The sequence below is a fragment of the Acidovorax sp. GW821-FHT09B03 genome, from assembly GCF_059418305.1.
Genome location: NZ_JBWKPP010000001.1, coordinates 342,723 through 369,160 on the forward strand (window position 1 = coordinate 342,723; position 26,438 = coordinate 369,160).

General features: G+C 68.6%; 24 protein-coding genes and 1 riboswitch. Of the genes, 15 read left to right on the plus strand and 9 right to left on the minus strand.

The genetic code is table 11. The features are described from left to right. Nucleotides 1-28: 28 nt before the first annotated feature. Nucleotides 29-1,078 carry an SPFH domain-containing protein gene (locus AC07PA_RS01545; protein WP_494603707.1) on the minus strand — a complete coding sequence of 350 codons (1,050 nt, stop codon included), beginning with the start codon at nt 1,076-1,078 and terminating at the stop codon, nt 29-31. A 248-nt stretch (nt 1,079-1,326) separates the two neighbouring features. On the opposite strand from AC07PA_RS01545, the gene AC07PA_RS01550 reads away from it, so the two are divergent. Then, nucleotides 1,327-1,581, plus strand: a complete 255-nt coding sequence (locus tag AC07PA_RS01550; RefSeq protein ID WP_494603705.1) for a DUF2061 domain-containing protein — start codon at nt 1,327-1,329, stop codon at nt 1,579-1,581. Nucleotides 1,582-1,659: 78 nt separating this feature from the next. Here AC07PA_RS01550 and AC07PA_RS01555 read toward each other — a convergent pair whose 3' ends face one another. After that, nucleotides 1,660-2,214, minus strand: coding sequence for an adenine phosphoribosyltransferase (locus AC07PA_RS01555; protein WP_494603703.1), 555 nt, complete (start codon nt 2,212-2,214; stop codon nt 1,660-1,662). Between the two features lie 154 nt (nt 2,215-2,368). On the opposite strand from AC07PA_RS01555, the gene AC07PA_RS01560 reads away from it, so the two are divergent. Next, nucleotides 2,369-5,431, plus strand: a complete 3,063-nt coding sequence (locus tag AC07PA_RS01560; protein ID WP_494603701.1) for a bifunctional diguanylate cyclase/phosphodiesterase — start codon at nt 2,369-2,371, stop codon at nt 5,429-5,431. Nucleotides 5,432-5,440: 9 nt separating this feature from the next. Here the strand turns inward: AC07PA_RS01560 and AC07PA_RS01565 are convergent, their stop codons facing one another. After that, nucleotides 5,441-7,426, minus strand: coding sequence for a monovalent cation:proton antiporter-2 (CPA2) family protein (locus AC07PA_RS01565; RefSeq protein ID WP_145694040.1), 1,986 nt, complete (start codon nt 7,424-7,426; stop codon nt 5,441-5,443). A 49-nt stretch (nt 7,427-7,475) separates the two neighbouring features. On the opposite strand from AC07PA_RS01565, the gene AC07PA_RS01570 reads away from it, so the two are divergent. From AC07PA_RS01570 to AC07PA_RS01585, 4 genes are read left to right on the plus strand one after another with little or no spacing between them, the layout of a single operon-like run. Continuing rightward, complete coding sequence (locus AC07PA_RS01570) at nt 7,476-8,468, plus strand: KpsF/GutQ family sugar-phosphate isomerase (protein WP_494603698.1); 993 nt, start codon at nt 7,476-7,478, stop codon at nt 8,466-8,468. Between the two features lie 3 nt (nt 8,469-8,471). Continuing rightward, entirely contained in the window at nt 8,472-9,035 is a 564-nt protein-coding gene (locus AC07PA_RS01575; protein ID WP_007856743.1) for a KdsC family phosphatase, read from the plus strand. Between the two features lie 58 nt (nt 9,036-9,093). Beyond that, nucleotides 9,094-9,720, plus strand: coding sequence for an LPS export ABC transporter periplasmic protein LptC (gene lptC, locus AC07PA_RS01580; RefSeq protein WP_494603696.1), 627 nt, complete (start codon nt 9,094-9,096; stop codon nt 9,718-9,720). A gap of 50 nt (nt 9,721-9,770) precedes the next feature. Further along, nucleotides 9,771-10,559 carry an SDR family oxidoreductase gene (locus AC07PA_RS01585; RefSeq protein WP_494603694.1) on the plus strand — a complete coding sequence of 263 codons (789 nt, stop codon included), beginning with the start codon at nt 9,771-9,773 and terminating at the stop codon, nt 10,557-10,559. 118 nt (nt 10,560-10,677) lie between these two features. Here AC07PA_RS01585 and rbp (AC07PA_RS01590) read toward each other — a convergent pair whose 3' ends face one another. Beyond that, a complete protein-coding gene (gene rbp / locus AC07PA_RS01590; RefSeq protein WP_494603692.1) occupies nt 10,678-11,262 on the minus strand; it encodes an RNA-binding regulator in 585 nt (194 codons plus the stop codon). A 325-nt stretch (nt 11,263-11,587) separates the two neighbouring features. Beyond that, the gene (rbp, locus tag AC07PA_RS01595; protein ID WP_007852956.1) at nt 11,588-11,980 is read right to left on the minus strand and encodes an RNA-binding regulator; all 393 of its coding nucleotides are present in this window, start codon (nt 11,978-11,980) and stop codon (nt 11,588-11,590) included. Between the two features lie 251 nt (nt 11,981-12,231). After that, a riboswitch (yybP-ykoY riboswitch) is annotated at nt 12,232-12,392 on the plus strand. A gap of 58 nt (nt 12,393-12,450) precedes the next feature. On the opposite strand from rbp (AC07PA_RS01595), the gene AC07PA_RS01600 reads away from it, so the two are divergent. From AC07PA_RS01600 to AC07PA_RS01615, 4 genes are all read left to right on the plus strand, one after another. Next, on the plus strand, nt 12,451-13,017 hold the full coding sequence (locus tag AC07PA_RS01600) for a TMEM165/GDT1 family protein (protein WP_007852954.1): 567 nt from the start codon (nt 12,451-12,453) through the stop codon (nt 13,015-13,017). A gap of 225 nt (nt 13,018-13,242) precedes the next feature. Continuing rightward, on the plus strand, nt 13,243-14,373 hold the full coding sequence (gene metX, locus AC07PA_RS01605) for a homoserine O-succinyltransferase MetX (RefSeq protein ID WP_494603689.1): 1,131 nt from the start codon (nt 13,243-13,245) through the stop codon (nt 14,371-14,373). Beyond that, nucleotides 14,370-14,954, plus strand: a complete 585-nt coding sequence (metW, locus tag AC07PA_RS01610; RefSeq protein WP_007852951.1) for a methionine biosynthesis protein MetW — start codon at nt 14,370-14,372, stop codon at nt 14,952-14,954. Before metX ends, metW begins: the two co-directional genes overlap by 4 nt. 73 nt (nt 14,955-15,027) lie before the next feature. Beyond that, on the plus strand, nt 15,028-16,155 hold the full coding sequence (locus tag AC07PA_RS01615; protein WP_494603687.1) for a glycerophosphodiester phosphodiesterase: 1,128 nt from the start codon (nt 15,028-15,030) through the stop codon (nt 16,153-16,155). 4 nt (nt 16,156-16,159) lie between these two features. On the opposite strand, the gene AC07PA_RS01620 is transcribed toward AC07PA_RS01615, so the two are convergent. Together AC07PA_RS01620 and AC07PA_RS01625 are read right to left on the minus strand one after the other, a co-directional pair. Beyond that, on the minus strand, nt 16,160-16,771 hold the full coding sequence (locus AC07PA_RS01620; RefSeq protein ID WP_494603685.1) for an NAD(P)H-dependent oxidoreductase: 612 nt from the start codon (nt 16,769-16,771) through the stop codon (nt 16,160-16,162). A gap of 93 nt (nt 16,772-16,864) precedes the next feature. Beyond that, entirely contained in the window at nt 16,865-17,302 is a 438-nt protein-coding gene (locus AC07PA_RS01625) for a MerR family transcriptional regulator (protein WP_494603683.1), read from the minus strand. Nucleotides 17,303-17,399: 97 nt separating this feature from the next. On the opposite strand from AC07PA_RS01625, the gene otnI reads away from it, so the two are divergent. The 5 genes from otnI (at nt 17,400) to AC07PA_RS01650 (ending at nt 24,339) form a co-directional block, all read left to right on the plus strand. Further along, nucleotides 17,400-18,218 carry a 2-oxo-tetronate isomerase gene (otnI, locus tag AC07PA_RS01630; RefSeq protein WP_494603681.1) on the plus strand — a complete coding sequence of 273 codons (819 nt, stop codon included), beginning with the start codon at nt 17,400-17,402 and terminating at the stop codon, nt 18,216-18,218. 137 nt (nt 18,219-18,355) lie between these two features. Continuing rightward, nucleotides 18,356-20,326, plus strand: coding sequence for a methyl-accepting chemotaxis protein (locus AC07PA_RS01635; RefSeq protein ID WP_199234331.1), 1,971 nt, complete (start codon nt 18,356-18,358; stop codon nt 20,324-20,326). An 87-nt stretch (nt 20,327-20,413) separates the two neighbouring features. Continuing rightward, entirely contained in the window at nt 20,414-21,649 is a 1,236-nt protein-coding gene (locus AC07PA_RS01640; protein WP_494603679.1) for a GGDEF domain-containing protein, read from the plus strand. Nucleotides 21,650-21,758: 109 nt separating this feature from the next. Then, nucleotides 21,759-23,249 carry a M20 family metallopeptidase gene (locus AC07PA_RS01645; protein ID WP_494603677.1) on the plus strand — a complete coding sequence of 497 codons (1,491 nt, stop codon included), beginning with the start codon at nt 21,759-21,761 and terminating at the stop codon, nt 23,247-23,249. Nucleotides 23,250-23,433: 184 nt separating this feature from the next. Further along, a complete protein-coding gene (locus AC07PA_RS01650; protein WP_494603675.1) occupies nt 23,434-24,339 on the plus strand; it encodes an alpha/beta hydrolase in 906 nt (301 codons plus the stop codon). A gap of 38 nt (nt 24,340-24,377) precedes the next feature. Here AC07PA_RS01650 and AC07PA_RS01655 read toward each other — a convergent pair whose 3' ends face one another. Together AC07PA_RS01655 and AC07PA_RS01660 are read right to left on the minus strand one after the other, a co-directional pair. Next, nucleotides 24,378-24,857, minus strand: coding sequence for a YidB family protein (locus AC07PA_RS01655; RefSeq protein ID WP_007859572.1), 480 nt, complete (start codon nt 24,855-24,857; stop codon nt 24,378-24,380). Between the two features lie 137 nt (nt 24,858-24,994). Then, nucleotides 24,995-26,356 carry a M20/M25/M40 family metallo-hydrolase gene (locus tag AC07PA_RS01660; protein ID WP_007859571.1) on the minus strand — a complete coding sequence of 454 codons (1,362 nt, stop codon included), beginning with the start codon at nt 26,354-26,356 and terminating at the stop codon, nt 24,995-24,997. Nucleotides 26,357-26,438: the final 82 nt, after the last annotated feature.

Genomic DNA, 26,438 nt, shown 5'->3' on the forward strand with positions numbered 1-26,438 from the left:
CCGGTAGCGAAGGTAGGTTGCGCCGGCCTCAGATCAGCTTCTTGAGCAGTTCGGACTTCTTGGCGTCGAACTCCTCCTGCGTGAGGATGCCCTTGGACTTGAGTTCGCCGAGCTTCTCGAGCGTGGCCATCACGTCCTCGGGCTTGACGCCGGAGGACACGGCAGCCGCCGCCGCGGCAGCCGGTGCCGCATTGCCGCCACCCTGCAGGCCCTGCTGCAGGTTCTGCGCCATCACCTGGCCCAGCGCCACGCCGGCCCCCAGGCCCATGGCATCGCCCGCGATGCCGCTGCCGCCACCGCTGTTCTCGGCGAACTTGGGGATGGCCTGGGCCGTCTGGTACTGCATGAACTTGGCCATGTCGTTGCCGACCATGCCCATGCCGATCTTCTGGTCGAGGATCTTCTGCAGCTCTTCGGGCAGCGAGACGTTCTGCACCGTGAGGTTCTCGATCAGGAGGCCCAGCTTGGCGAAGATCGGCGCGAGTTCCTTGGTCAGCGCATCGGCGAACATGACCTGGTTGGCCGCCAGGTCCAGGAAGGGCAGGCCGCTGCCGGCAATCGCGTTGCTGATGTTCTGCAGCACCAGGCCGCGCAGCTGGCCTTCGAGGTCGCCCACGGGATAGACATCGCGCGTGCCCGAGATCTCGGTGTGGAACAGCTTGGGGTCGGCAATGCGGAAGGCATAGTTGCCGAAGGCGCGCAGGCGCACCGCACCGAAGTCCTTGTCGCGGATGGTGATGGGCTGGGGCGTGCCCCACTTCTGGTCGATCTGCTGGCGCGTGCTGAAGAAGTAGACATCGCTCTTGAAGGGCGACTCGAAGAGCTTGTCCCAGTTCTTCAGGTAGGTCAGCACCGGCAGCGTCTGCGTGGTGAGCTTGTAGGTGCCTGGGCCGAAGACGTCGGCCACCTTGCCTTCATTGACGAACACCGCCATCTGCGACTCGCGCACCACCAGCGTGCCGCCATTCTGGATTTCCATGCCACTCATGGGGAAGCGCCAGGCAAGCGTGCCGTCGCCGTCCTCGGTCCACTGAAGGACGTCGATGAACTGTTTCTTGATGAAGTCCATGAGGGCCATGTCTGCTCCCTAGTGCGTTGCCGCAGTTGAAAAGATGTCCATCATAGCAACGGGGTTGGCGCCGCCAAGGGCATTTTGATTCCCCACTGCGTGACGGAATTAACGGTGTGGCGGGGCATTAGGCAAAGCCTGGTCATCAATAGTTTCAATGCTAAGACTAGCCGAACTCAATTGGCCACAGCTATTGAGAATGCCTACCATTTCATGACCGGTGGCACTGCCACACGAATGAAAGAAAGGAATCCACCATGGCCCGCCTCCGCCAGATCGCCCAGCAGAACAAGACCATGCTCATGAAGACCGGCAGCTACTACCTGATCCACATCAGCGTGGCCGCCATGGTGGCCTATGCCGTCACGGGCAACCTCTGGGCATCGATCACGCTGAGCCTGCTCGAACCCACGGTGCAGGCCGTGGCCTTCTTTTTCCACGAGAAGGCCTGGGACCGTGCAGCACGCCGCCGCGAGGCCAGTGCTGACGGCGCCATCCCTGCAGGCGCCTGACAAGCATGCGCAGGCACTTTGCCCGGTGGGCGCAACAGGTACTGGCCGCCTACGCCCTGGCGCACTGACGCGCCGGGCTCAATGCCCGGCGAAGTCGACCAGGGTGAACAGCGGCAGGCCCGATTCCTTGAGCCGCTGCGAGCCACCCAGTTCGGGCAGGTCGACGATGGCCGCGCCCTCGGTCACCGTGGCGCCGAGTTTTTCGAGCAGGCGCCGGCCGGCCATCATGGTGCCGCCGGTGGCGATGAGGTCGTCGATCAGCAGCACGCGGTCGCCGGCTTTCACGGCATCGGTGTGCAGCTCCACCGTGGCGCTGCCGTATTCGAGCTCGTAGGTCTCCTCCACCGTGGTGAAGGGCAGCTTGCCCTTCTTGCGGATCGGCACGAAGCCCACGTTGAGTTCATAGGCCACCACCGCGCCCAGGATGAAGCCGCGCGCATCGAGCCCGGCCACGACGTCGGGGCGCAGGGCCTTGTCCATGTAGCGGTGCACGAAGGCATCGATCAACACGCGAAAGACCTTGGGGTCCTGCAGCAGCGGCGTGATGTCGCGGAACTGCACGCCGGGTGCCGGCCAGTCGGGCACGGTGCGGATGTGCTGGCGCAGGTACTGGTTGACGCTGAGGGGCTGCATGGGGTGTGGGGTGGATGGCACAAAGGGGGCGAGTGTAAACACCAGCCCCCCGGGGTTGGCGGGCCGCAAGCCCCGAATGCTGACCCATAATGGGTCATCGTTACCCCTGCGGTATGCAGGCTGCCATTCCTTGCCTGGAAAAACCAGATCGGCCATGCCCATCTCCGTCCTGTTGATCGAAGACGACCGGGAGCACGCACGGGCGTTGGTCGAGGCCTTGGTGGACCCCTGGCTGGGCTGGCGGGTCGAGGTGGCACCCTCGCTGGCACAGGCCCAGGCATGGCTGCAGGACCACACCCCTGACATCCTGCTGGTCTGCCAGCATTTCGAGGACGGCTCGGCCTACGACGTGCTCGAGCGCATGGGGCGCATCCCGGCCTTGATCATCGTCGACGCCGGGGCCGACGCGCAGGCGGCGCACGCCATGCGCCATGGCTTTGCCGACTTCACCATCCGCGATCCCGGCTGCAACTACCTGCTGGCCCTGCCCGCGCAGATCGAGGCCGTGCTCGAGCGCAGCAGCAGCGTGCGCGCCCGGCGCGCCGCCGAGGCCATGCTGGCGCGCCAGCACCGCCTGCTGCAGGCGATCTCGCGCGCGCAGGCCGTGTTCATTGCCAGCTCGGCACCGCGCGCGGCGTTCGACGCGCTGCTGCACGAGCTCATGGAGCTGACCGGCAGCCGGTTCGGGCTGGTCGGACAGGTGCAGCGCACGGCCGAGGGCCGGCCCTTCCTGCGCATGCACTCCGTGACCGACCTGGAATGGGACGAGGCCACGCGTGCGCGCCACACCCGGGACGCGGAGGAGGGCCGGGTCTTCGACGACCTCGACTCCCTGCCCGGCCAGGCGATGCAGACCGAAAAGCCGGTGATCGTCCACAACGCGGCAGGCGACCCCCGCAGCGCCGGCATGCCGCCCGGGCATGCCCCCGTGGTCTCCTACCTGGGCCTGCCCATCCTGGCCTCGGGTGAGCTCGTCGCCGTGGTGGGCCTGGCCAACCGGCCCGAGGGCTACACCACGGCCGACGTGCAGTTCCTGCAGCCGCTGCTGAGCACCGTGGGCCAACTGGAGCTGGCGCGCCGCGCCGAACTGGCGCGCCGCCAGGTGGAGGAGGAGCTGGCGCGCACCAGCGAGCTGCTGGCCGAAAAGACCCGGGCGCTGCAGAGCACGCTGGCCAGCGTGTCGCAAGGCATCACCAAGGTCGATGGCGAGGGCCGCATCCGCGTCTACAACCAGCGTTACCTGGAGCTGCTGAACCTGCCGGATGAACTGCTCGCGGGCGAGCCGCGGGTGGAGGAGGTGGTGCGCTTCCAGACCGAGCGCGGGGACTTCGGTACCAGTTTTCAGCTGATCGAATCCAAGGCGCGGGACTATGTGGGTGCCGAGTACGCTGCGCATGGCGGCAAGCTGACCATGCCGGACAGCTACATCCGGCGCACGGTCAACGGCCGCTTCATCGAGGTCCGCACACGCCCGCTGGAAGACGGCGGCCGCGTGCGCACCTTCACCGACGTGACCGACTACCTGGGTGCGCTGGAGGCCCTGCGCGAGAGCGAGGCGCGCTGGCGCAGCCTCACACAGCTGTCCTCCGACTGGTACTGGGAACAAGATGCCGAGTTCCGCTTCGTGCGCATCGAGGGCAGCCCGCAGAACAAGATGGACCTGCGCGACGACCAGCTCTTCGGGCTCACGCGCTGGGAGCTGCCCAACACCTTCGCCGACGAGGGCCAGTGGCGCGCGCACCGCGAGCAGCTCGCGCAGCGCCAGGTGTTCCGCAATTTCGAGATCCAGCGCATGTCGGCGCAGGGCGAACCGATCTGGGTGTCCATCAGCGGCGAGCCGATCTTCAATGCCGAGGGCGAGTTCACGGGCTACCGCGGGCTGGCCCGAGACATCACGGAGCGCAAGCGCGCCGAGGCCGAGATCCAGCGCCTGGCCTTCTACGACGAACTGACCAAGCTGCCCAACCGGCGCCTGCTGCTGGACCGGCTGGAGCGCGTGGCGACGGCCTGCGAGCGCGACGGCCAGCATGGCGCCCTGCTGTTCCTGGACCTGGACAACTTCAAGGGCATCAACGACACCATGGGCCATGAGTGGGGCGACCGCCTGCTGGTGCAGGTGGGCACCCGCCTACGTGCCAGCGTGCGCGCCACCGACACCGTGGCCCGCCTGGGGGGCGACGAGTTCGTGGTGGTGCTGCAGGGCCTGAGCAGTGAGGAGACCGGGGCCGCCGTCGAATCGGAGGCCGTGGCGCAGAAGGTGCTGCAGGCCCTCAACGAGCCTTACGACATGGATGGCAGCGAACTGCACAGCACGCCCAGCATCGGCATCGCGCTGTTCCACGACCGGGAGCAGCCCGTCAACGAACTGCTCAAGCGGGCCGACCTGGCGATGTACCAGGCCAAGGCCCAGGGGCGCAATACGCTGTGCTTCTTCGACCCCGCCATGCAGGCGGCGGCCACGGCGCGCTCGGCACTGGAGGGCGACATCCGCCAGGGCATACAGCGCAACGAGTTTTTGCTGCACTACCAGCCCGTGGTCAACGCCGCAGGCCAGGTCATGGGCGCCGAGGCCCTGGTGCGCTGGCAGCACCCGCAGCGCGGCATGGTGCCGCCGGGGCAGTTCATCCCGCTGGCCGAGCAGACCGGCCTGATCCTGCCGCTGGGCCAGCGCGTGCTGCACCTGGCCTGCGAGCAGCTGGCACGCTGGAACCGCGAGAGCGCCACCCAGGCATGGACCGTGGCTGTGAACGTGAGCGCGCAGGAGTTCCGCCATACCGAATTCGTGCCCCAGGTGCTGCAGGCGCTCTACACCACGGGTGCCGACCCCGGACGGCTCAAGCTGGAGCTGACTGAAAGCCTGCTGCTCACAGACGTGGAGGAGAGCATCGTGAAGATGCAGGTGCTGCGCAACCTGGGCGTGGGCTTCTCGCTCGATGACTTCGGCACCGGCTACTCCTCGCTGGCCTACCTCAAGCGCCTGCCACTGGACCAGCTCAAGATCGACCAGAGCTTCGTGCGCGACGTGCTCACCGACCCCAACGACGCCGCCATTGCCTGCACCATCGTCGCGCTGGCGCACAGCCTGGGCCTGGACGTGGTGGCAGAAGGGGTGGAGACCGAGGGCCAGCACGACTTCCTGCTGCGCAACGGCTGCCAGCAGTTCCAGGGCTATCTCTTCGGGCGGCCCGGCCCCGCAGAGGCGCTGCAGCCCGGTTGATCCGGCCTGTCAGCCTTTGAGCAACTTGGCTTCGGCCAGGCTCAGCGCCGCGGGGTGGCCCGACAGCACCAGCGTGTCGCCCTCGGCCAGCGCCGCATCGTCCACCGCAGCACTCACATGGCCGTTGGCACGGCGCAGGTTGACCACGCGCACGCCCATGGCGGGCAGGGCCAGCTCGCCCAGCGCCTGGCCCAGGGTCTTGGCGCCCAACGGCAGGGTGACGGTGGCCAGGCGCTCCTGGTCGCGCTCGTTGACGGTGTCGTCGTCGGCCCCGTGGAAGTAGCCGCGCAGCAGGTTGTAGCGCGCATCGCGCTGGTCCTGCACCAGGCGCAGCACGCGGCGCATGGGCACACCGACCAGGGCCAGGGCATGGCTGGCGAGCATCAGCGAGCCTTCGATGGCCTCGGGCACGACCTCGGTCGCGCCGGCATCCCGCAGCTTGTCCAGGTGCAGGTCGTCCTGGGTGCGCACCACCACCGGCACCTGTGGCGCATGGGAGCGGGTGTTGGCCAGCACCTTGAGTGCGGCAGGCACGTCGACGTAGGTCACCGCCACGGCGCTGGCGCGCACCAGGCCGGCCGCCATGAGCGCCTGCAGGCGCGTGGCATCGCCGTAGACGACGGAGTCGCCGGCGGCGGCGGCCTGGCGCACGCGGTCCGGGTCCAGGTCGAGCGCCATGTAGGGGATGCCCTCGTGCTCCAGCATGCGCGCCAGGTTCTGGCCCGAGCGGCCATAGCCGCAGATGATCACGTGCTTGCTCGAGTTGATGGACTTGCGCGCGATGGTCGTCATCTGCAGCGACTGCTGCAGCCAGTCACTGGCCACCAGCTTCATCACGATGCGGTTGGCATACATGATGAGAAAGGGCGTGGCCAACATGGACAGCACCATGGCCGCGAGGATGGGGTTCATGAGCGCGGGCTGCACCAGGTTGTTGGTCTGGGCCAGCGACAGCAGCACGAAGCCGAACTCGCCGGCCTGCGCCAGGTACAGCCCGGTGCGCAGCGAGATCCCCGTGGTGGCCCCCATGCCGCGTGCCAGCACCAGGATGACCACCAGCTTGAGCGTGATCGGCACCACCAGCAGCGCCAGCACCAGGCCCCAGCGGTCGACCAGGATGTGCCAGTCCAGCATCATGCCGATGGTGATGAAGAACAGCCCGAGCAGCACGTCGTGGAAGGGACGGATGTCGGTGCCCACCTGGTGGCTGTACTCGGTCTCGGAGACCAGCACGCCGGCGATGAAGGCCCCCAGCGCCAGGCTCAGGCCGGCCACCTCGGTCAGCCAGGACAGGCCCAGGGTGATGAGCAGCAGGTTGAGCATGAACAGCTCTTCGCTCTTGCGGCGCGCCACCAGGGTCAGCCACCAGCGCATCACGCGCTGGCCGCCGGTGAGCAGCAGGCCCACCAGCACCGTGGCCTTGAGCAGGGCCCAGGCCAGCGCCACCAGCAGCTTGTCGGGCGAGGAGCCCAGGGCCGGGATCAGCACCAGCAGCGGCACCACGGCCAGGTCCTGGAACAGCAGGATGCCCATGACGTTGCGCCCGTGCTCGCTTTCGAGCTCGGCGCGCTCGGCCATGAGCTTGACCACGATGGCCGTGCTGCTCATGGCCATCACCCCGGACAGGGCCAGGGCGGTCTGCCAGCCCATCTCCCAGACCCCGCCCAGCAACTGGGCCAGGATCAGCGAGCCACCGGTGGCCAGGGTCATGGTCACGACCACCTGCATCAGCCCCAGGCCGAACACCTGGCGGCGCATGGCCCGCAGCTTGGGCAGGCTGAACTCCAGCCCGATGGCGAACATCAGGAACACCACGCCGAATTCGCCCAGGTGGCGCACCCCCTCGGAGTTCTGCGCCAGGGCCAGCGCGTGGGGACCGATCAGCACGCCCGCAGCCAGGTACCCCAGCATGGGCGGCAATTTCAGGCTGCGGCAGACCACCACGCCCAGCACTGCAGCCAGCAGGTAGAGCAGGGTGAGGGCGAGTGAGGACATAGGCTGATGCTATCCGAGCCCGGGCAGGCCGGTCGATAGAATCTCGCGCATGACCGCCGTACTTCCCCCTTTCGATGCCGAGCAGGCCCTGCGCCTGGCCCGTGAAACCTTCGACATCGAAGCCGCCGCCCTGAACGGGCTGGCCGCCCGCGTGGATGCACGCTTTGCCAACGCCGTGCAGATGGCGCTGTCCATCCGCGGCCGCGTGGTCGTGATGGGCATGGGCAAAAGCGGCCATGTGGGCCGCAAGATCGCCGCCACCCTGGCCTCCACCGGCACCCCGGCCTTTTTCGTGCACCCCGGAGAGGCCAGCCATGGCGACCTGGGCATGGTGACCGAGCACGACATGGTGCTGGCCATCTCCAACAGCGGCGAAAGCGGCGAGCTCACGGCCATCCTGCCGGTGCTCAAGCGCCTGGGCGTTCCGCTCCTGGCCCTGACCGGCGGCCTCGATTCCACGCTGGCGCGCCATGCCGACCTGGTGCTCGACTGCAGCGTGGAGCGCGAGGCCTGCCCGCTGAACCTGGCCCCCACGGCCAGCACCACGGCGCAGCTGGCCATGGGCGACGCGCTGGCGGTGGCCCTGCTCGACGCGCGCGGTTTCCGGCCCGAGGATTTCGCGCGCTCGCACCCCGGTGGTGCACTGGGCCGCAAGCTGCTGACCCATGTGAGCGACGTCATGCGCTCGGGCAGCGATGTACCGCGCGTGGCGCCCGAGGCGTCTTTCAGCGAGCTCATGCGCGAGATGAGCGCCAAGGGCCTGGGCGCCTCGGCCATCGTGGACCCGGCCGGCCAGATCCTGGGCATCTTCACCGACGGCGACCTGCGCCGGCGCATCGAGGCCGGTGCCGACCTGCGCGCCGCCACGGCGGCCGAGGTGATGCACCCCTCACCCCGGCGCATTGCGCCGGACTCCCTGGCCGTGGACGCGGCCGAGCTCATGGAGGCCCACAGCATCACCAGCGTGCTGGTGGTGGACGCCACCGGCGCGCTGGTCGGCGTGGTGCACATCGGCGACCTGATGCGCGCCAAGGTGATCTGAGCCATGGCGACCCCCCTTTCCGTGCAACCGGCCCTGAACTTCGCACCCGAGCTGCTGCTGCGCGCCCAGGGCGTGCGCGTGGCGTTCTTCGACGTGGACGGCGTGCTCACCGATGGCAGCCTGCTGTTCACCGACGCCGGCGAAACCATCAAGCGCTTCAACACCCTGGACGGCCACGGCCTCAAGCTGCTGCAGAAGGCCGGCATCACGCCGGCCGTGATCACCGGGCGCGACTCGGCCCCGCTGCGCGTGCGCCTCAAAGCCCTGGGTGTGGAGCATGCGGTCTTCGGCACCGAGGACAAGCGCCCCGCGGCCGAGGCCATCCTGGCCGGGCTGGGCCTGTCCTGGGCGCAGGCCGCCGCCATGGGCGACGACTGGCCCGACCTGCCGGTGATGCGCCGCAGCGCGCTGGCCTGCGCCCCGGCCAACGCCCAGATCGAGGTGCGCCAGAACGCCCACTACGTGACCGCCGCCCGCGGCGGCGATGGCGCTGCGCGTGAACTGTGCGACCTGCTGCTGGTGGCCACCGGCCACTATGCGCGCCTGCTGGCAGACTACACCGCATGACCACCGCCCCGCTTTTCTTTCCCATTGCAGCCACCGACCTGCGCGCCGGAGGCCGCCCATGAGCCGGCGCCAGATGCTGCGCCAGAGCTGGGAGCGCATCACCCTGTACCTGCCGGTGATGATCATGGGGCTGCTGGCCCTGGGCACCTGGTGGCTGGTGCGCAATGCGCCCATGCCCCTGGCCCCCGCTTCCGAAAAGGCCCGCAGCAACCAGCCCGACTATTCGATGAAGGCGTTTTCGGTCAAGAGCTTCGATGCCAAGGGCCGCCTGCAGAGCGAGGTGCAGGGCGATCTGGCGCGGCACTTCCCGGACACGGACACGCTGGAGATCGACCATGCGCGCATGCGCTCGGTGGCACTCGATGGGCGCCTGACCCTGGCCACCGCCAACCGTGCCCTGAGCAATGCCGACGGCAGCGAAGTGCAGCTCTTCGGCAATGCCATCGTCACGCGCGAGCCGCTGCCCGCCCGCCCCGGCGTGGCCGCCCAGCCGCGCATGGAGTTCCGAAGCGAGTTCCTGCATGCGTATACCCAGACCGAGCGCGTGCGCTCGGACAAGCCGGTGGTGCTGACGCGGGGCAATGACCGCTTCACGGCCGATGGCATGGACTACGACCACCTCGACCAGGTGCTGCAGCTGCGCGGACGGGTCAAGGGCGTACTCGCCCCCGGCGCCGCCAAGTAAAAGAGCAAGCAGCGCCGGCCGGCGCTTTCCACCCCACCACCAAGGCCCCCATGACCCTGCAGCAGCGACCCTCACTGGCCTTCATCACCGGCGCCTCCAGCGGCATCGGCCAGGCCCTGGCCCTGCGCTTTCACCAGGCCGGCTACCGCCTGGCGCTGGTGGCGCGCCGCACCGAGGAGGTCAAGGCCTGGGCGATCGCACAAGGCATCGACCCCGCGGACTACGAGATCTACGGCGCCGACGTCTCGGTGGTGGACAGCATCATCGCCGCCGGGTACGACTGCCTCGCGCGCCAGGGCACGCCCGACGTGGTGATCGCCAACGCCGGCATCAGCGTCGGCATGGACACGGCGGTGCGGGCCGACATCGATGTCATGGCCCGCACCTTCGCCACCAACAACATCGGCATGGCCGCCACCTTCCACCCCTTCGTCGATGCCATGGTGCAGCGCCAAAGCGGCACCTTCGTGGGCATCGGCAGCGTGGCCGGCATCCGCGGGCTGCCCGGGCACGGTGCCTACTGCGGCAGCAAGGCGGCGGTCATCAGCTATTGCGAAAGCCTGCGCGGCGAGATGCGGCCCCACGGCGTGCGCGTGGTGACCATCTCGCCCGGCTACATCGACACGCCACTGACCCAGGGCAACCGCTACGGCATGCCCTTCCTCATGAAGGCCGAGGATTTTGCCGAGCGCGCCTTCCGCGCCATCACCGCAGGCGTCACCTACCGCGTGATCCCCTGGCAGATGGGCGTGGTGGCCAAGCTCATGCGCCTGCTGCCCAACTGGGTGTTCGACAAGGCCCTCGCGGGGCGTCCGCGCAAGCGCCGACAAGGCGAGTAACCTCCTGAGGCACCTCGCCCCATCGGAGATGGCAGCAGGTCCACACGCAAAATTCCAGGCATGAAAAAAGCCCCCGAAGGGGCTTGTCTTGGGTGCGCGCGAGGCGCAGCCGGGTTGCTCAGTAGCCGCTGTTGCCGCCACCACCGTAGCCGCCGCCACCACCGCTGCGGCCACCGCCGCCGCCGTTGCGCGAGCCGGAGCCGTAGGGGCTGCGGAAACCGCCTTCGCTGCGGCCGCCGCCACCGTAGCCACCACCGCCACCGCCGTCACCACGGCCACCGCCGCCATAACCGCCGCCGCCGCCATCACCACGGCCACCGCCGTAGCCGCCGCCACCGCCTTCACGGCCGCCACCACCACCGTAGCCGCCGCCACCGCTGCGGCCACCGCCGCCGCCATAGCCGCCACCACCCCCACCACCGCCGCCAAAGCCACCGCTGCGGGGAGGACGGGGTTCCATGGGACGTGCTTCGTTCACCACGATGCTGCGGCCGCCGAGGGGCTGGCCGTTCATGCCGTTGATGGCAGCTTGGGCTTCTGGGTCGCTGCCCATTTCAACAAACCCGAAACCCTTGGAGCGGCCGGTGTCGCGCTCCATCATCACTTTGGCACTGGTCACTGCGCCAAATTGGCCAAAGGCCTGCTCCAGATCGCTGTCGCGTACCGAGTACGGCAAATTGCCAACGTACAGTTTGTTGCCCATCGAGGGACTCCTCAAAAACACATGGATAAAGCGATGGAGTCCCGATACCGCAGCCAGCTAATCTCAATGACGCTCTCAGCGCGAAACTGACGGATCACCGCAAACTTGAGACGGGCAAAACCCGCCAAGCCATTATGCGCCACAAATTTCCCAAAAAAGCAAGCCTCATGGTCTGGCGGGGTACGGTGTGGTGGCATGGTGACAAATGCCACAGCGAGGGGAGAAATGGCCCCTCGCAGGCCCTTACGGGCATAAAAAAAGGAGCCCGAAGGCTCCTTGTTTTTGTCGTCAGCAGGCCAAGCCTGCCGGGACGGGTGTGCGCTGCTTAGTAGCTGCCACGGCCACCGCCGTAACCACCACCGCCGCCGCCGCCGGAACGGCCACCGCCGTAACCGCCGCCGCCGCCGCCACCGTAGCCGCCGCCACCACCACCGCCGCCACCGAAGCCACCGCTACGGGGAGCGCGGGGCTCCATGGGACGGGCTTCGTTGACCACGAGGTCACGGCCGCCGAAATTCTGGCCATGCACGCCTTGGATGGCGGCTTGTGCTTCGGCATCGCTGCCCATTTCGACAAAGCCGAAACCCTTGGAACGGCCGGTGTCACGCTCCATCATGACCTTGGCGCTGCCAACCGAGCCGTACTGGCTGAAGGTTTGCTGCAGGTCTTCGTCGCGGAAGCTGTAGGGCAGGTTGCCCACGTAAAGTTTGTTGCCCATGAAAGGACTCCTGAAAAAACATGAAAACGCGATGGAGCCCGACGCAATCAACAAACCTGTGACGACTTCAAAGACGCGAAACTGACCAATCACCGCTAACCATCTGCCTTGCTGCTGGGCAGTAAGGCGAACCCATTATCAATCACTTTATGCGGCTTGTGGGGTTTTATTTCAGCAAGGGCAAACCCGAGCTGCCTTTTGTCAACCGCCCGCGGGATCGGGTTTCTCCCTAGATTTTCCAACATTCGTATACAATTGCGGCGTCTCTGGGGAGTAGCCCGTCCGGTCGTTCCATGCGCCGGGGGCATGCGTCAACATACTTGGGATCCTTGCAACCCATGGCGCATGCGGTTCTTCATTCTTTCTTGAATGAGCTGGGCAAGACCATTGACTGCATGCCGATCCAATGGCCGGAGTCGGGGTGCAGTCAATGCGCTCGCACAACAATCCGGCCGGATTGACCCCACCCGATGGAAGCCTTCTTCGTTTCGACCGCCCTCGTCGCCCTTGCCGAGATGGGCGACAAGACCCAACTGCTGGCGCTGGTACTCGCCGCCCGTTTCCGCAAACCCTGGCCCATCGTCCTCGGGATCCTGGTCGCCACGCTGGCCAACCACGGCCTGGCCGGCGCACTCGGCGCCTGGGTCACCACCATGCTGGGCCCGCAGATGCTGCGCTGGATCCTGGGCGCCTCCTTCATCGCCATGGCCATCTGGATGCTGATCCCCGACAAGCTCGACGAAGAGGAAACCGGGGGAGCCCCGCGCTGGGGGGTCTTCGGCACCACGCTGATCACCTTCTTCCTGGCCGAGATGGGCGACAAGACCCAGATCGCCACCGTGATGCTGGCGGCACAGTACAACGCCTACCTCTGGGTGGTGACGGGCACCACGCTCGGCATGATGCTGGCCAACGCCCCCGTGGTGTGGCTGGGCGAGCGCATCACGCGGCGCGTGCCCATCAAGGCGGTGCACATGGTGTCGGCCGGCATCTTCCTGGTGCTCGGCGCCATCGCACTGTTCGCACCGGTGAGCTGACTCCCCCTGAGTCGCTTCGCGCCTTCCCCCATAGGGGGACGCCACCCACGGCCTGCGTGCGGCGCGCAGGCCCGTTGGTCACCGGCGTGCGGCCGGCGCCCGCCTTTGGTATAGTTGTACCTGCGCCGATTTGCCATAGCTTGCGGGCGCTTTATAAATTCTGCTAAAGACCCGACCGACACCCAAACCCCGGCCTCGTTTTTAGCGATGCCGGGTTTTTTGTTTATGTCGTTCATTGCCACACCCCAGTCCATGCATTTCGAGGAGGCGCTGCCGCTGCAGAGCGGCGCCTCCATCCGCGACTACGTGCTGGCCTACGAGACCTACGGCACGCTCAACGCCGAGCGCTCCAATGCCGTGCTCGTCTGCCACGCGCTCAACGCCTCGCACCATGTGGCCGGCGTCTATGAAGGCCAGCCGCGCAGCGAGGGCTGGTGGGACAACATGATCGGCCCGGGCAAGCCGGTGGACACCAACCGCTTCTTCGTGGTCGGGGTGAACAACCTGGGCTCGTGCTTCGGCTCGACCGGGCCCATGCACACCCACCCCGACACGGGCGAGGTCTATGGCGCCGACTTCCCGGTGGTGACGGTGGAAGACTGGGTCAATGCCCAGGCCCGCCTGCTCGACCGCCTGGGCATCACCCAGCTGGCCGCCGTGCTCGGTGGCAGCCTGGGTGGCATGCAGGCCCTGGGCTGGACGCTGCAGTACCCCGAGCGCATGCGCCATGCCGTGGTGGTGGCCAGCGCCCCCAACCTCACGGCCGAGAACATCGCTTTCAACGAGGTGGCGCGCCGCGCCATCGTGACCGACCCGGACTTCCACGGCGGCCACTTCTACCGCCACGGCGTGATCCCGCAGCGCGGCCTGCGCATCGCGCGCATGATCGGCCACATCACCTACCTGAGCGACGACGTGATGAACGAGAAGTTCGGGCGCCAACTGCGCGAGGGCCTCACGCCCAAATACAGTACACAGGACATCGAGTTCCAGATCGAGAGCTATCTGCGCTACCAGGGCGACAAGTTCAGCGAGTACTTCGACGCCAACACCTACCTGCTGATCACGCGCGCGCTCGACTACTTCGACCCGGCGCTGCAGTACGGCGGCAGCCTCACGCAGGCGCTGGCCCGCGCCACGGCCAAGTTCCTGCTCATCAGCTTCACCACCGACTGGCGCTTCTCGCCCCAGCGCAGCCGCGAAATCGTCAAGGCCCTGCTCGACAACCGCCGCCGCGTGAGCTATGCCGAGATCGACGCGCCGCACGGGCACGACGCCTTCCTGCTCGACGACCCCCGCTACATGGACACCATGCGCTCGTATTTCGACAGCATCGCCAAGGAGGTCCACGCATGACCGAGAAAGCCACCATGGAGGCGCTGGCGCGCCTGGTCCCCACCGGCTCGCGCGTGCTCGACCTGGGCTGTGGCGATGGTGCCATGCTGTCCTACCTGCAGCGCGAACGCGGCTGCAGCGGCTACGGCGTCGAGATCGCCGACGCCAACGTGCTGGCCTGCGTGCGCCGCGGGGTGGACGTGATCCAGCTCAACCTGGACGAAGGCCTGGCCATGTTCGGTGACAACAGCTTCGACGTCGTGCTGCAGATCGACACGCTGCAGCACCTGCGCAATGCCGAGGTGATGCTGCGCGAGACGGCGCGCGTGGGCCGCACCGGCATCGTCGCCTTCCCCAACTTCGCGCACTGGCCCAACCGCCTGTCCATCCTGCGCGGGCGCATGCCCGTCACGCGGCGCCTGCCCTACCAGTGGTACGACACGCCCAACATCCGCGTGGGTACCTACAAGGATTTCGAGGTGCTGGCGCACAAGAACGAGCTGCGCGTGCTCGAATCCTTCGGGCTGCAGGACGGGCGCGAGGTGCGCGTGCTGCCCAACGTGATGGCCGGCACCGCCGTCTTCCACTTCGAGCACGCCTGACGGGCGCCATGCACCTGTCACGCAGGCGGGTTATGGTGGCAGGTTGGCAAACACCACCGCCCCGGAGACCCCCATGCGCCTCGTGCCCCTGAAATCCGCCCTCGCCATCGCCCTGGCCACCCTGGCCCTGGGCGCTGCCGCCCAGCAGGCCTGGCCGCCCACCCCCACGGTGATCGCCCACCGCGGCGCCTCGGCGCTGCGCCCCGAGCACACGCTGGCGGCCTACCAGAAGGCCATCGACGATGGCGCCGACATCATCGAGCCCGACCTGGTGATCACCAAGGACGGGGTGCTGGTGGCCCGGCACGAGAACGCCATCGCCATCCTCAACGCCGATGGATCGGTGAAGGAAGCCACCACCGACGTGGTCGACCGCCCCGAGTTCGCGGCGCGCAAGGCCACGCGCAGCATCGATGGCCAGGCCATCACCGGCTGGTTCACCGAAGACTTCACGCTGGCCGAGCTCAAGACCTTGCGCGCGCGCGAGCGCATCCCGGCGCAGCGCCCGGCCAACGTGGCCTACAACGGCCAGTTCGAGATCCCCACGCTGCAGGAAGTGATCGACCTGGCCAAGGCCCAGAGCGCCAAGACCGGCCGCACCATCGGCATCTACCCCGAGACCAAGCACCCGACCTACTTCCAGTCCATTGGCCTGCCGCTGGAGGCGCCGCTGCTCGCGGTGCTGGAGAAGAACGGCTGGAACCACAAGCAGGCACCGGTGTTCGTGCAGTCCTTCGAGGTGGCCAACCTGCAGGCCATCCGCAAGCTGAGCACCGTGCGCCTGGTGCAGCTGGTCGCGCCCTCGGGCCGGCCCTATGACTTCGTGGCCCAGGGCGCGGCCAACACGCGCAGCTATGCCGACCTGGTCACGGCCGAGGGCCTCAGGCAGGTGGCCAGCTATGCCAACGCGGTCGGCCCCTTCAAGACCCTGGTGGTCCCGGTGAAGGACGGTGTCCTTGGCGAACCCACTGCGCTCGTGGCCAACGCCCGCGCGGCCGGCCTGTCGGTACACATCTGGACCCTGCGGCCCGAGAACAGCTTCCTGCCCACCAGCCTGCGCAAGGCCCCGGCCAGCGACGCCACGGCCCGCGGCGACAGCATCGCCGAGATCACCGCCTACCTGCGCGCAGGCGTGGACGGTTTCTTCACCGACGACTCGGCCGTGGGCCGCGCCGCCGTGCAGGCATTCACCGCGAAATAAGCCGTCAGGACGCCGCCACCGTGGCCGGGGTGCGGCCGCCATGCCGCGCGCCCAGAGCGCGGGCCTGTGCCACCCATGCGCCCAGTTGCTTCGCGTCGGCCGTGCGCACCGGTCCGAAGCTGTGCACTTTCACGGGCCGGATGCCGCAGAACTCCAGGATGGCTTTCTTCATCTGGTGGTGGCCCGGCATGCGCGTAACCCAGCGAAAGTACCAGGGCGGCGAATCCATGGTCACCAGCAGCTCGGCCGAGCGACCGGCGAGCAGCTTGTCCCACAGCGAAGAGCCCTGGCGGTACTTGAAGGCATAGCCGGGCAGCAGGACCCGGTCGATGAAGCCCTTCAAGAGCGCAGGCATGGCGCCCCACCAGATGGGGTAGACCCAGACCAGGTGCTCGGCCCAGGCAATGTCGGCCTGCGCGGCCAGCAGGTCGGGTTCCAGCGGCTGTTCGCCATAGTGGCCAGCATGCAGCAGGGGATCGAAGTGCAGGGTGGAAAGGTCCAGGCGCCGCACTTCGGCGCCAGCGGCCTGCGCGCCCTCGGCATAGGCGGTCGCCATGCCTGCGCACAGGCTGTTGAGGGCAGGGTGGCCAAGGATGACCAGGATGCGTTGCGCCACGAGAACTCCCGAAAAGTGTTGAGTTCCCCATGCTCACCTTGCCCCACGGGGCAGAGTCAAGCAGCGGGATCAGGCTTTCCGCACAAAGAGCCGTCAGGCGGTGGCGCTGGCGAGGGGGACGAGGTGGCGCAAGGGGCCCACCGGCCCCTGCGGCGCCGCGCAGGCCTGCGGCGCGGCGGGGAGGGCCAGCGCATCGCATGCATGCAGCTCGGCCTGCAGTGCGGCCAGTTGCCCATCGAGCGCGGCCAGGCGCGCCTGTTCCTGCGCCACCATGGCGCGCCGCTCGGCCAGCAATCCGGCCATGCGCGCCCAGCCGGCGCTCTGGTGCAGGTCGGGCAGGCCGTCGAGCTGCGCCAGGCTGAACCCCAGGCCCTGGGCCTGGCGGATCAGTTGCACACGCGCCACGTCCGCCTCGCCATAGTGGCGGTAGCTGCCGTCGCGCGCCACCGTGCCCAGCAGCCCGCGTGCCTCGTACAGGCGAATGGCCTTGGGCGTGGTGCCGGTGCGTTGGGCCAGTTCTCCGATGCGCATGGGGCGGTTCCTGAAGGGGGGTGGGCGGTGGAGGGGATGGCTCCACCGCAAAATAGTAGCCTACGCACGTCCGGCCTTCCACCTTTTGCCCACCGCCATGCCCCAGTTCGCCGCCAACCTGAGCCTGATGTACACCGAGCTGCCCTTCCTGGAACGCTTTGCCGCCGCCGCGCGCGACGGCTTTGCCGCGGTGGAATGCCAGTTCCCCTATGCCTTCGCCCCGGCCGAGCTGGCGGCGCGGCTGGCCGACAACGGCCTGGCCATGGTGTTGTTCAACGCCCCGCCCAGCGGCACCGACCGCGCCAGCATGGCCACGGCCTGGGAGCAGCAGGCGCGCGGCACGGCCGCGCTGCCTGGGCACGAGGCGGAGTTCCGCCGCGGCGTGCAGGAAGCGCTGGAATATGCCGCTGCCCTCGATTGCCCGCGCATCCACGTGCTGTCGGGCATGGTGCCGGCCGGGGTGGAGCGCGAATCGCTCAAGGGCCTGTGCGTGGACAACCTGCGCTGGGCCGCGACCGAGGCGGCGCGGAGCGGGCGCGAGATCCTGATCGAGCCGATCAACCTGCGCGACATGCCGCGCTACTTCCTGAACCGCCAGGACCATGCGCATGAGCTGCTCGAGGCGGCGCAGATGGACAACCTCAAGGTGCAGATGGACCTGTACCACTGCCAGATCGTGGAGGGCGACGTGGCCAGCAAGCTGCGCCGCTACCTGCCCACGGGCCGCGTGTCGCACCTGCAGGTGGCCGGCGTGCCCGAGCGCCAGGAGCCGGACCGGGGGGAGCTCCACTACCCCTACCTGTTCGACCTGATCGACAGCCTGGGCTATGCCGGCTGGGTGGGCTGCGAGTACCGGCCGGCCGCCGGCACCTCCGAGGGCCTGGGCTGGCTGGAGCGCACACAGTCGGGTCACTGACATCCAAAGCCGCCGAGGCGGTACGCAGCTCTGCGTAAGGGAATGCGTGAATAAATGTAACAAGCACTCGGGCTTAGAGTGAATGCAGACCGGCACAGCCGGCAGCAGTGCGCATTCACTTCCAGGAGACAAGCCCCGTGCCAGCCCCCCTTGCCAACAACCGTTCCGTCGCGCGCCAGGTCACGCTCATGGCCATTGCCCTGGTGGCACTGGTCATGGTGCTCGTGGGCCTGGCCATCGCCGTGCTGACCGAGCGCAACACCCGCACGCAGCTGATCGCCAGCGTGGGCGACACGGCACAGAGCGTGGCCCAGTCGCTCGACGCGGCCGACAACACCAACCGCGAGCTGGTGCAGCTCACGATGAAGGGCTTCCAGCGCTACTTCGATGCGGCCATGCACCTGGACGAGGCCACGGGCGAGCTGCGCAGCTACGGCGCGCTGGTCAACGAGGACTATGGCTCGGTGGACAAGTTCGCCAACGAGACCGCGGGCATCGCCACGGTGTTCGCGCGCAAGGGCGAGGATTTCATGCGCATCACCACCTCGGTCAAGAACGCCCAGGGCGAGCGCCAGCAGGGCACGCCGCTGGCGCGCACCGACCCGGCCTATGCGGCCGTGAGCAAGGGCGAGACCTACACCGGCGTCACCGTGGTGAACGGCAAGCCCTACATGGGCCACTACCTGCCGACCAAGGACGGTGCCGGCAAGGTCACCGCTGTGCTGTTCATCGGCAACGACATCAGCGTGTTCCACGCCATGCTGCAAAAGCAGGTCGCGCAGACGCGCTTCTTCGAGCATGGCGGCACCTACGTGGTCAACCCCGGCGCCGGGCTGGACAAGGCGAATTTCGTCTACCACCCGAGCGCCGGCGGCAAGCGCGTGCTGGAGGCCTATCCCCAGGCCGGCGCGTTCCTGGAGGCGCTTGCCGCCTCCCAGGACGGCTATGTGCGCGAGGCCCTGCCGCTGCTGGGCCAGGGCGCCGAAGACCCCTTCGCCCTGGTGCGCAAAACCGCCGGCGGCTGGTGGGTGGTGGCCGAGGTGCCCTACGGCGAGGCCATGGCCGGCCAGCGCCGCGTGACCCTGGCCGTGTGGGCCCTGATGGCGGTGGCCGTGGCGCTGCTGGCCGTGGGCCTGTTCCTGGTGCTGCGCCGCGGTGTGAGCCGGCCGCTGCGCGACCTGACCCAGGCCATCACCCTGGTGGCCCAGGGCGACCTGACCCAGGCGTTTCGCACCACGCGGCGCGACGAGATCGGTGCGCTGGTGCAGGAGGTCGAAGGCATGCGCCAGCGCTACACGCAGATGCTGCAGCAGGTGCGCACGGCCGTGGACAACATCGGCACGGCCAGCGCCGAGATCGCCAGCGGCAACCAGGACCTGTCGGCGCGCACCGAGGCCACGGCCAGCAGCCTGGCGCAGACGGCCCAGAGCATGGACCAGCTCACCGCCACCGTGCGCCAGTCGGCCGACGCGGCACGCCAGGCCAACCAGCTGGCCAGCAGCGCCGCCGAAGTCGCCGCGCGCGGCGGCCAGGTGGTGGGCGAGGTGGTGACCACGATGGGCGAGATCAACCAGAGCTCGCGCAAGATCGCCGACATCATCGGCGTGATCGACTCCATCGCCTTCCAGACCAACATCCTGGCGCTCAATGCCGCTGTCGAAGCGGCCCGCGCCGGCGAGCAGGGCCGGGGCTTCGCCGTGGTGGCCAGCGAGGTGCGCAGCCTGGCCGGGCGCAGCGCCGACGCGGCCAAGGAGATCAAGCAGCTGATCAGCGCCTCGGTGGAGCGCGTCGAATCGGGCGCGCGCCTGGTGCACAACGCGGGCACTACCATGGACGAGATCGTCGGCTCGGTGCAGCGCGTGGGCCACATCATCGGCGAGATCACGGCGGCCTCGGGCGAGCAGTCGGACGGCATCGGCCAGGTCAACACCGCCGTGAACCAGCTCGACCAGATGACCCAGCAGAACGCCGCCCTGGTCGAGGAATCGGCCGCGGCCGCCCACAGCCTGCGCGAGCAGGCCACCCGCCTGGCCGGCGCCGTGCAGGTGTTCAAGCTCTCGGGCACGCCGGCCCTCGGCCTGTCGGCAGCGGAGGTGCCCGCGCTCTGATCCGGCACTTTTTCTGACGGGAGTCCGCAGCGCCATCGTTTATCCTGAACTCCCTGCGGCCTTTGCCGCCCGTCCCGACTACGCGCCATGGTTCCCTTCACTGCCGACGTGCCCACCATGCTGGTGATGATCATCCTGTCATCGCTGGCGGCCGCCTTGGCCATGGCGGTCATGACCTGGGGCAAGCGCCGCGAAGGGGTGGAGCTGTGGGCGCTGGGCCTGCTGCTCAACGCTATGGCGTATGCCCTGTTCGCATCGCGCGGCCACATCCACGCCCTGCTGTCCATCGTACTCGGCAATGTGCTGCTGTGCGGCGCATTCACCAGTCTGGTGGCGGCGCTGCTGCAGTTCCAGGGCCGGCCCATGCCCTGGCCCGGCCTGGTGGTGGCGCCGGTGCTCATGGCGGCCGGCATGGGCTGGTTCATCGACGACTACGCCGCGCGCGTGGTGGTCGCCGGGCTGCTGCTCGGTGCGCTGAGCCTGTGGGCCCTGTGGATCCTGTTCTCGCGCCGCGAATCCACGCCCGGCCGGGGGGCTTGGCTGGTCATGGCGATGCTCGCCCTGCAGGCGCTGGTGTTCCTGGTGCGCGTGCTCGTGGTCGGCAGCAGCGACCAGCCGGCCACCGGCATCATGCAGCCCAGCGGCGTGCAGACGCTGACCTTCAGCACCACCTTCATCGAGCTCATGGTGGCCACCATGGGCTTCATCTTCATGGCCCGGGACCGTGCGGACGAGAACAACCGCCGCCTGGCAGCGCTCGACCCCCTGACGGGCGTGGCCAACCGGCGCGCGGCGATCTCGGCGCTGGACCGCGACGTGGCGCGCGCGGTGCGCACGCGCGAGTCCATCTCGGTGATGATGGTCGACATCGACCATTTCAAGCGCGTCAACGACCACTACGGCCACCCCGTGGGCGACCAGGTGCTGTGCAGCGTGGTGAACCTGCTGCGCGAGCGCCTGCGCTCGCAGGACCTGGTGAGCCGCTATGGCGGCGAGGAATTCCTCATCGTGCTGCCCGACACCGACCTGATCGGCGCCCACCAGCTGGCGCGCCAGCTGTGCGAATCGGTGTCCGGCGCGCGCCACCGGCATGAGGGCAAGGACATCAGCGTCACGGTGAGCATCGGCGTCTTCGGTGGCCGGCTGGAGCCGGGCGACAGCTGGGACATGCTGATCTCGGCCGCCGACCGGGCCCTGTACCGGGCCAAGGAGCTCGGGCGCAACCGGGTGGAGGCCGCGGTTGCGCTGCACCCGCCCTCGTCGCCGTCCTCGCTGGACAGCAACCCCGAGACCCTTCCCGCTTCAGGATACTCAGGGTATTGACCAGGGACAGGCCCCATCCCATGCCGGGACAGGGGCGGTTCCCGGGCGGTGGCGCACCCGCGCGCGTTGTGTTGGAATGCTGGTTTCATCCCGCCAGAGGAACACCACCATGAACGCCCGCGTCCCCTCCCACGCCCTGCAACCCGCACTGGCGCTCGAGCGGGTGAGCCAGGCGTGGGACACCGACATCCTGCGCCAGCTCACCGACTACATCGCCATCCCTGCCAAGTCGCCCGGCTTTGCCCCCGACTGGGCCGAGCTCGGCCTGCTCGACACCGTGGTGCGCAACGCCGCCACCTGGGTCGAAGCCCAGAAGGTGCCCGGCCTGCGCCTGGAGATCGTGCGCCTTGAAGGCCGCACCCCCGTGCTGTTCTTCGAGATCGACGCCACCGCACCCGCCTCGACCCAGACCGTGCTGATGTACGGCCACCTGGACAAGCAGCCCGAGTTCTCGGGCTGGCGCAACGACCTGGGCCCCTGGACGCCCAAGTACGAGGACGGCAAGCTCTATGGCCGCGGCGGTGCCGATGACGGCTACGCGGTGTACGCCAGCGTTGCCGCGGTGCAGGAACTCAAGCGCCAGAACGTGCCGCACCCGCGCATCGTGGGCCTGATCGAGACCTGCGAGGAAAGCGGCTCGGGCGACCTGCTGCCCTACATCAACGCCCTGAAATCCCGCATGGGCGACGTGGCGCTGGTGGTCTGCATGGACTCGGGCGCCGGCAACTACGACCAGCTGTGGCTCACCACCAGCCTGCGCGGCATGGCCAGCGGCACGCTCAAGGTCGAGGTGCTGACCGAAGGCATCCACTCGGGCGACGCCTCGGGCCTGGTGCCCTCGTCGTTCCGCATCATGCGCCAGGTGCTTGACCGCCTGGAAGACAGCGCCACCGGCCGCCTGCTGCCCGCCAGCTTCCACTGCGAGGTACCGGCCGACCGCCTGGCCCAGGCCCGCGCCACCGCCGCCATCCTGGGCGAGGAGGTGTACAAGCGCTTCCCCTGGGCCCACTACGACTGCGGCGGCTCCACCGCCTTCGCCCTGCCCACCACCACCGACCCGCTGCAGGCCCTGCTCAACCGCACCTGGACGCCCACGCTGAGCGTGACCGGTGCCGAGGGCTTCCCGGCCCTGAAGGACGCGGGCAATGTGCTGCGCCCTTACACCGCCTTCAAGCTCAGCCTGCGCCTGCCCCCGCTGGTGGATGCCGGCCAGGCCGTCCAGGAACTCAAGGCGCTGCTCGAGGACAACGCCCCCTACCAGGCCAAGGTCACCTTCGAGCATGGCGGCGGCGCCACGGGCTGGAATGCCCCGAGCACCACGCCCTGGTTCGAGCGCGCGCTCAACGAGGCATCGCAGGCGCATTTCGGCGCGCCCTGCGGCTACATCGGCCAGGGCGGCACCATTCCGCTCATGAACATGCTCAGTGAAGGCTTCCCAGAGGCGCAGATGATGGTCTGCGGCGTGCTCGGCCCCAAGAGCAATGCCCACGGACCCAACGAGTTCCTGCACGTGCCCTATGCCAAGCGCCTCACGGCCTCGGTGGCGCATGTGATTGCGGCCATGGCGGCCGAGCAGGCCGTGGCCGCACCAGCGGCCTGAGCCCCCGCGGGGCGGCACCACCCGTGCGGGTGGCCTGTCGCCCCCGCGCCGCAGTGCGGCATGAAATCCATTGACGGCGCCGCGGGGCCCCGTCACGATGCCTGCATGCGGCAGATTGTTGGCTGCGCGCACCTTTTTCCTGCCCGCTCCCGGGCCACGATGCCCACCTCTGCCGCCCTGCCCGATGACCGAACCCGTTGCCTCCACCCTGACCACCTTCACCGCCAGTGACGGGGAGAACCTGGCCGTCCAGGACTGGCCGCTGGCGCCGGGCCAGGCACAGCGCGGCACCGTGCTGCTGGTGCACGGCCTGGGGGAGCATGTGGGCCGCTACGACGCGCTGGCGCGGCAGCTCGTTGGCTGGGGCTTTGCCGTGCGCGGCTACGACCAGTACGGCCATGGCGAATCGGCCGGGCCGCGCGGCGGCCTGACCTCGGACAGCCGGCTGCTCGACGACCTGGCCGACATGGTCGACGCCCTGCGCGCACGCACCCCCGAGGGGCTGCCCCTGGTGCTGCTGGGCCACAGCATGGGCGGGCTGGTGGCCTCGCGTTTTGTCGCACTCGGCCTGCGGCCTGTGGATGCGCTGGTGCTCTCGTCGCCCGCGCTGGACCCCGGCCTGGGTGCGGTGCAAAAGCTGCTGCTGGCCACGCTGCCGCGCATCGCCCCCAACCTGCGCGTGGGCAACGGCCTCGATGCGCAGTACCTTTCGCACGACAGTGCCGTGCCTGCCGCCTACCTGGCCGACCCGCTGTGCCATGACCGCATCAGCGCGCGCCTGGCGCGCTTCATTGCCGATGGCGGCCCGGCCACCGTGGCCGCAGCGGCGCAATGGAAGGTACCCACCCTGCTGATGTGGGCCGGCAGCGACAAGCTGGTGAACCCGGCCGGCAGCCGCGCCTTTGCGGCCGCAGCGCCCAGCGCCCAGGTGCAGTCACGCTGCTTCGAGCCGCTGTACCACGAGCTGTTCAACGAGCGTTCCGACCTGGCAGCGCCCGTGTTCGAGACCTTGCGCCACTGGCTGGACATGCGCTGTCCGGTGCGCGCAGGCCGCTCCGAGGCCCGGGACCGGGTCGCATCCGTCGCCTGATCCCGATCCGCCAGGCCCTGGCGGATCCCGCCGGGCGCCTACTTGCTGAGCAGGCCGCCGAGCATGCCGAACAGATCGCTGCTCTGGCCCAGCCCGCCCTGGGGTGCATGGCCTTGCGGCGTGAGCTGGTCGAGCAGGCCCGGCAGCACCTGTGCCAGCTGGTTGGCCGCATCGGACTGGCCCACGCCCAATTGCGATGCCACCTGCGACAGCGGGCCGGAACCGAGCACGCGCGAGAGCTGGTCGCCCGAAATGGCCTGGTTGGCCCCGGTGCCGAGCCACGAAGCGATCATGTCGCCCAGGCCCGCCTGCTGGAATTTCGCCATCAACCCTGGCAGGCCGCCCACCGGGCCGTCATTGCTCACCAGGGACAGCACCGCCTGGATGAGTTGCGGGTTCTGCGCGGCCAGCGCCACCAGCCCGCCCAGGCCCCCGCCGCCTTGCGCGGCCGATGCACCGCCATGGCCCTGCGACGCGTTCTGAATGACAGCGCCCAGCACTGAATCGAGCAAACCCATGGTGATCTCCTGAAAAAGACAAGGGCAGGGCCGAAGCGGCCTGCCACCTGGCGATGGTACGCAGGCCAGAGCCTGCCCCCATGTCAACAATGGTGAATTGTTCTACCGCCCGCCGCCGGTCGATAGCAGCGAGCGGCTCACTTGCTGCGCGGCGCGCGTTTTTCCAGCAGCGGAGCGCTCACGCCCTGCACGCCCACCAGGCCGAGCACGGTCACCAGCGAGTTCTGCGCGCCCTTCCAGGCGTCGGTCAGGTCGATCCATTCCGACAGCGCATGGAAGCCCCCGGTCTTGCCACCGCCGCCGATCACGATGGCCGGGATGCCCAGGGACATGGGCACGTTGGCATCGGTGCTGGCGCCGCTGAGCACCGTCTTGTGGCCGAACGCAGTGTTGGAGCGCACCGCGGCCTCGACCAGGACCGTGTCCACCGCCGTGCGACCACCCGGGCGGTCGCCGATCAGCCTGGTCGACGCGCTCAGCGTGGCCACGCCCCAGCGCTTGTTCTCTTCGGCCACGGCCTCGTCCACGGCGGCCAGCACCTGCTTTTCGGTGGCCAGCAGCGGTTCCATCGCGTCGGAGCGGATGTCCACGGCCATGCGCGCATCGGGCGCGATGGTGTTCACCGAGGTGCCGCCGCCCACCGTGCCCACGGTGAAGGTGGTCTTGGGCGTGGTGGGCGTGCGGATCTCGGAGATCTTGGCGATGGCCCGGCCCATGCCGTGGATGGCGCTCGGTACCTGGCCGAAGGCCGCGAAGCTGTGGCCGCCCGGCCCCTTGAAGGTGACCTCGTGGCGGTGGCTGCCCGTGCCCTGCATCAGCACCGTGCCATCGGGCGCAGGCTCCAGGGCCACCATGCCGTCGATGTCCAGGTGCTCGGCGAACAGGTGCTTCATGCCGCGCAGGTTGCCCAGTTCCTCCTCGCCCACGTTGCCAACGAACACCAGGTCGCCCACGGTGGCGATGCGCTGGTCGTTGAGCACCTTGAGCCAGGACAGCAGCACGGCCAGGCCGCGCGTGTTGTCAGAGATGCCGGGTGCATACAGGCGGCCATCGCGCTCCTTGACCTTCACGTCGGTGCCGGCCGGGAACACCGTGTCCATGTGGGCCGAGACCACCAGCTTGGGGCCCTGGCCCGTGCCCTTGCGCACGCCGACCACGTTGCCTTCGGCATCGATGGCAGCGCTGGTGAGACCCAGCGCCTTCATGCGGGCCAGGAAGGCTTCGGCACGCTTTTGCTCCTTGAAGGGTGGCGCCTCGATCTCGGTGAGCATCTTCAGGTCGCCGATCGAGCGCTCATGGTCGGCCTTGACGGCCTCGAGCAGTTGGTGGATCTGCGGCGCCGCCATGAGCTGGGTGTAGGCCTGGTCCACGGCGGGGCGCAGCTGCGTGGGCGTGGGGGCGACGGCCTGCGCATGGGCCGTGCCGGCGCACAGGGCGGCGACGGACAGCGACACGGCGCTGGCGGAAAAGGCAAGGCGGCGGACAGGGGATAAGGTCATGGCTGTAAGGAAAATTGACTGGTGAGAGGCAGAGCGGGTGCACGGCCATGGCCGTGACACGCTGATGACAGAGCAATTGTTG

Excerpts from the sequence above, each read along its gene's own strand:
- AC07PA_RS01545 (WP_494603707.1), bottom strand. The coding sequence starts at position 1,078 with ATGGCCCTCATGGACTTCATCAAGAAACAGTTCATCGACGTCCTTCAG.
- AC07PA_RS01550 (WP_494603705.1), top strand. The coding sequence starts at position 1,327 with ATGGCCCGCCTCCGCCAGATCGCCCAGCAGAACAAGACCATGCTCATG.
- AC07PA_RS01555 (WP_494603703.1), bottom strand. The coding sequence starts at position 2,214 with ATGCAGCCCCTCAGCGTCAACCAGTACCTGCGCCAGCACATCCGCACC.
- AC07PA_RS01560 (WP_494603701.1), top strand. The coding sequence starts at position 2,369 with ATGCCCATCTCCGTCCTGTTGATCGAAGACGACCGGGAGCACGCACGG.
- AC07PA_RS01565 (WP_145694040.1), bottom strand. The coding sequence starts at position 7,426 with ATGTCCTCACTCGCCCTCACCCTGCTCTACCTGCTGGCTGCAGTGCTG.
- AC07PA_RS01570 (WP_494603698.1), top strand. The coding sequence starts at position 7,476 with ATGACCGCCGTACTTCCCCCTTTCGATGCCGAGCAGGCCCTGCGCCTG.
- AC07PA_RS01575 (WP_007856743.1), top strand. The coding sequence starts at position 8,472 with ATGGCGACCCCCCTTTCCGTGCAACCGGCCCTGAACTTCGCACCCGAG.
- lptC (WP_494603696.1), top strand. The coding sequence starts at position 9,094 with ATGAGCCGGCGCCAGATGCTGCGCCAGAGCTGGGAGCGCATCACCCTG.
- AC07PA_RS01585 (WP_494603694.1), top strand. The coding sequence starts at position 9,771 with ATGACCCTGCAGCAGCGACCCTCACTGGCCTTCATCACCGGCGCCTCC.
- rbp (WP_494603692.1), bottom strand. The coding sequence starts at position 11,262 with ATGGGCAACAAACTGTACGTTGGCAATTTGCCGTACTCGGTACGCGAC.
- rbp (WP_007852956.1), bottom strand. The coding sequence starts at position 11,980 with ATGGGCAACAAACTTTACGTGGGCAACCTGCCCTACAGCTTCCGCGAC.
- AC07PA_RS01600 (WP_007852954.1), top strand. The coding sequence starts at position 12,451 with ATGGAAGCCTTCTTCGTTTCGACCGCCCTCGTCGCCCTTGCCGAGATG.
- metX (WP_494603689.1), top strand. The coding sequence starts at position 13,243 with ATGTCGTTCATTGCCACACCCCAGTCCATGCATTTCGAGGAGGCGCTG.
- metW (WP_007852951.1), top strand. The coding sequence starts at position 14,370 with ATGACCGAGAAAGCCACCATGGAGGCGCTGGCGCGCCTGGTCCCCACC.
- AC07PA_RS01615 (WP_494603687.1), top strand. The coding sequence starts at position 15,028 with ATGCGCCTCGTGCCCCTGAAATCCGCCCTCGCCATCGCCCTGGCCACC.
- AC07PA_RS01625 (WP_494603683.1), bottom strand. The coding sequence starts at position 17,302 with ATGCGCATCGGAGAACTGGCCCAACGCACCGGCACCACGCCCAAGGCC.
- otnI (WP_494603681.1), top strand. The coding sequence starts at position 17,400 with ATGCCCCAGTTCGCCGCCAACCTGAGCCTGATGTACACCGAGCTGCCC.
- AC07PA_RS01640 (WP_494603679.1), top strand. The coding sequence starts at position 20,414 with ATGGTTCCCTTCACTGCCGACGTGCCCACCATGCTGGTGATGATCATC.
- AC07PA_RS01645 (WP_494603677.1), top strand. The coding sequence starts at position 21,759 with ATGAACGCCCGCGTCCCCTCCCACGCCCTGCAACCCGCACTGGCGCTC.
- AC07PA_RS01650 (WP_494603675.1), top strand. The coding sequence starts at position 23,434 with ATGACCGAACCCGTTGCCTCCACCCTGACCACCTTCACCGCCAGTGAC.
- AC07PA_RS01655 (WP_007859572.1), bottom strand. The coding sequence starts at position 24,857 with ATGGGTTTGCTCGATTCAGTGCTGGGCGCTGTCATTCAGAACGCGTCG.
- AC07PA_RS01660 (WP_007859571.1), bottom strand. The coding sequence starts at position 26,356 with ATGACCTTATCCCCTGTCCGCCGCCTTGCCTTTTCCGCCAGCGCCGTG.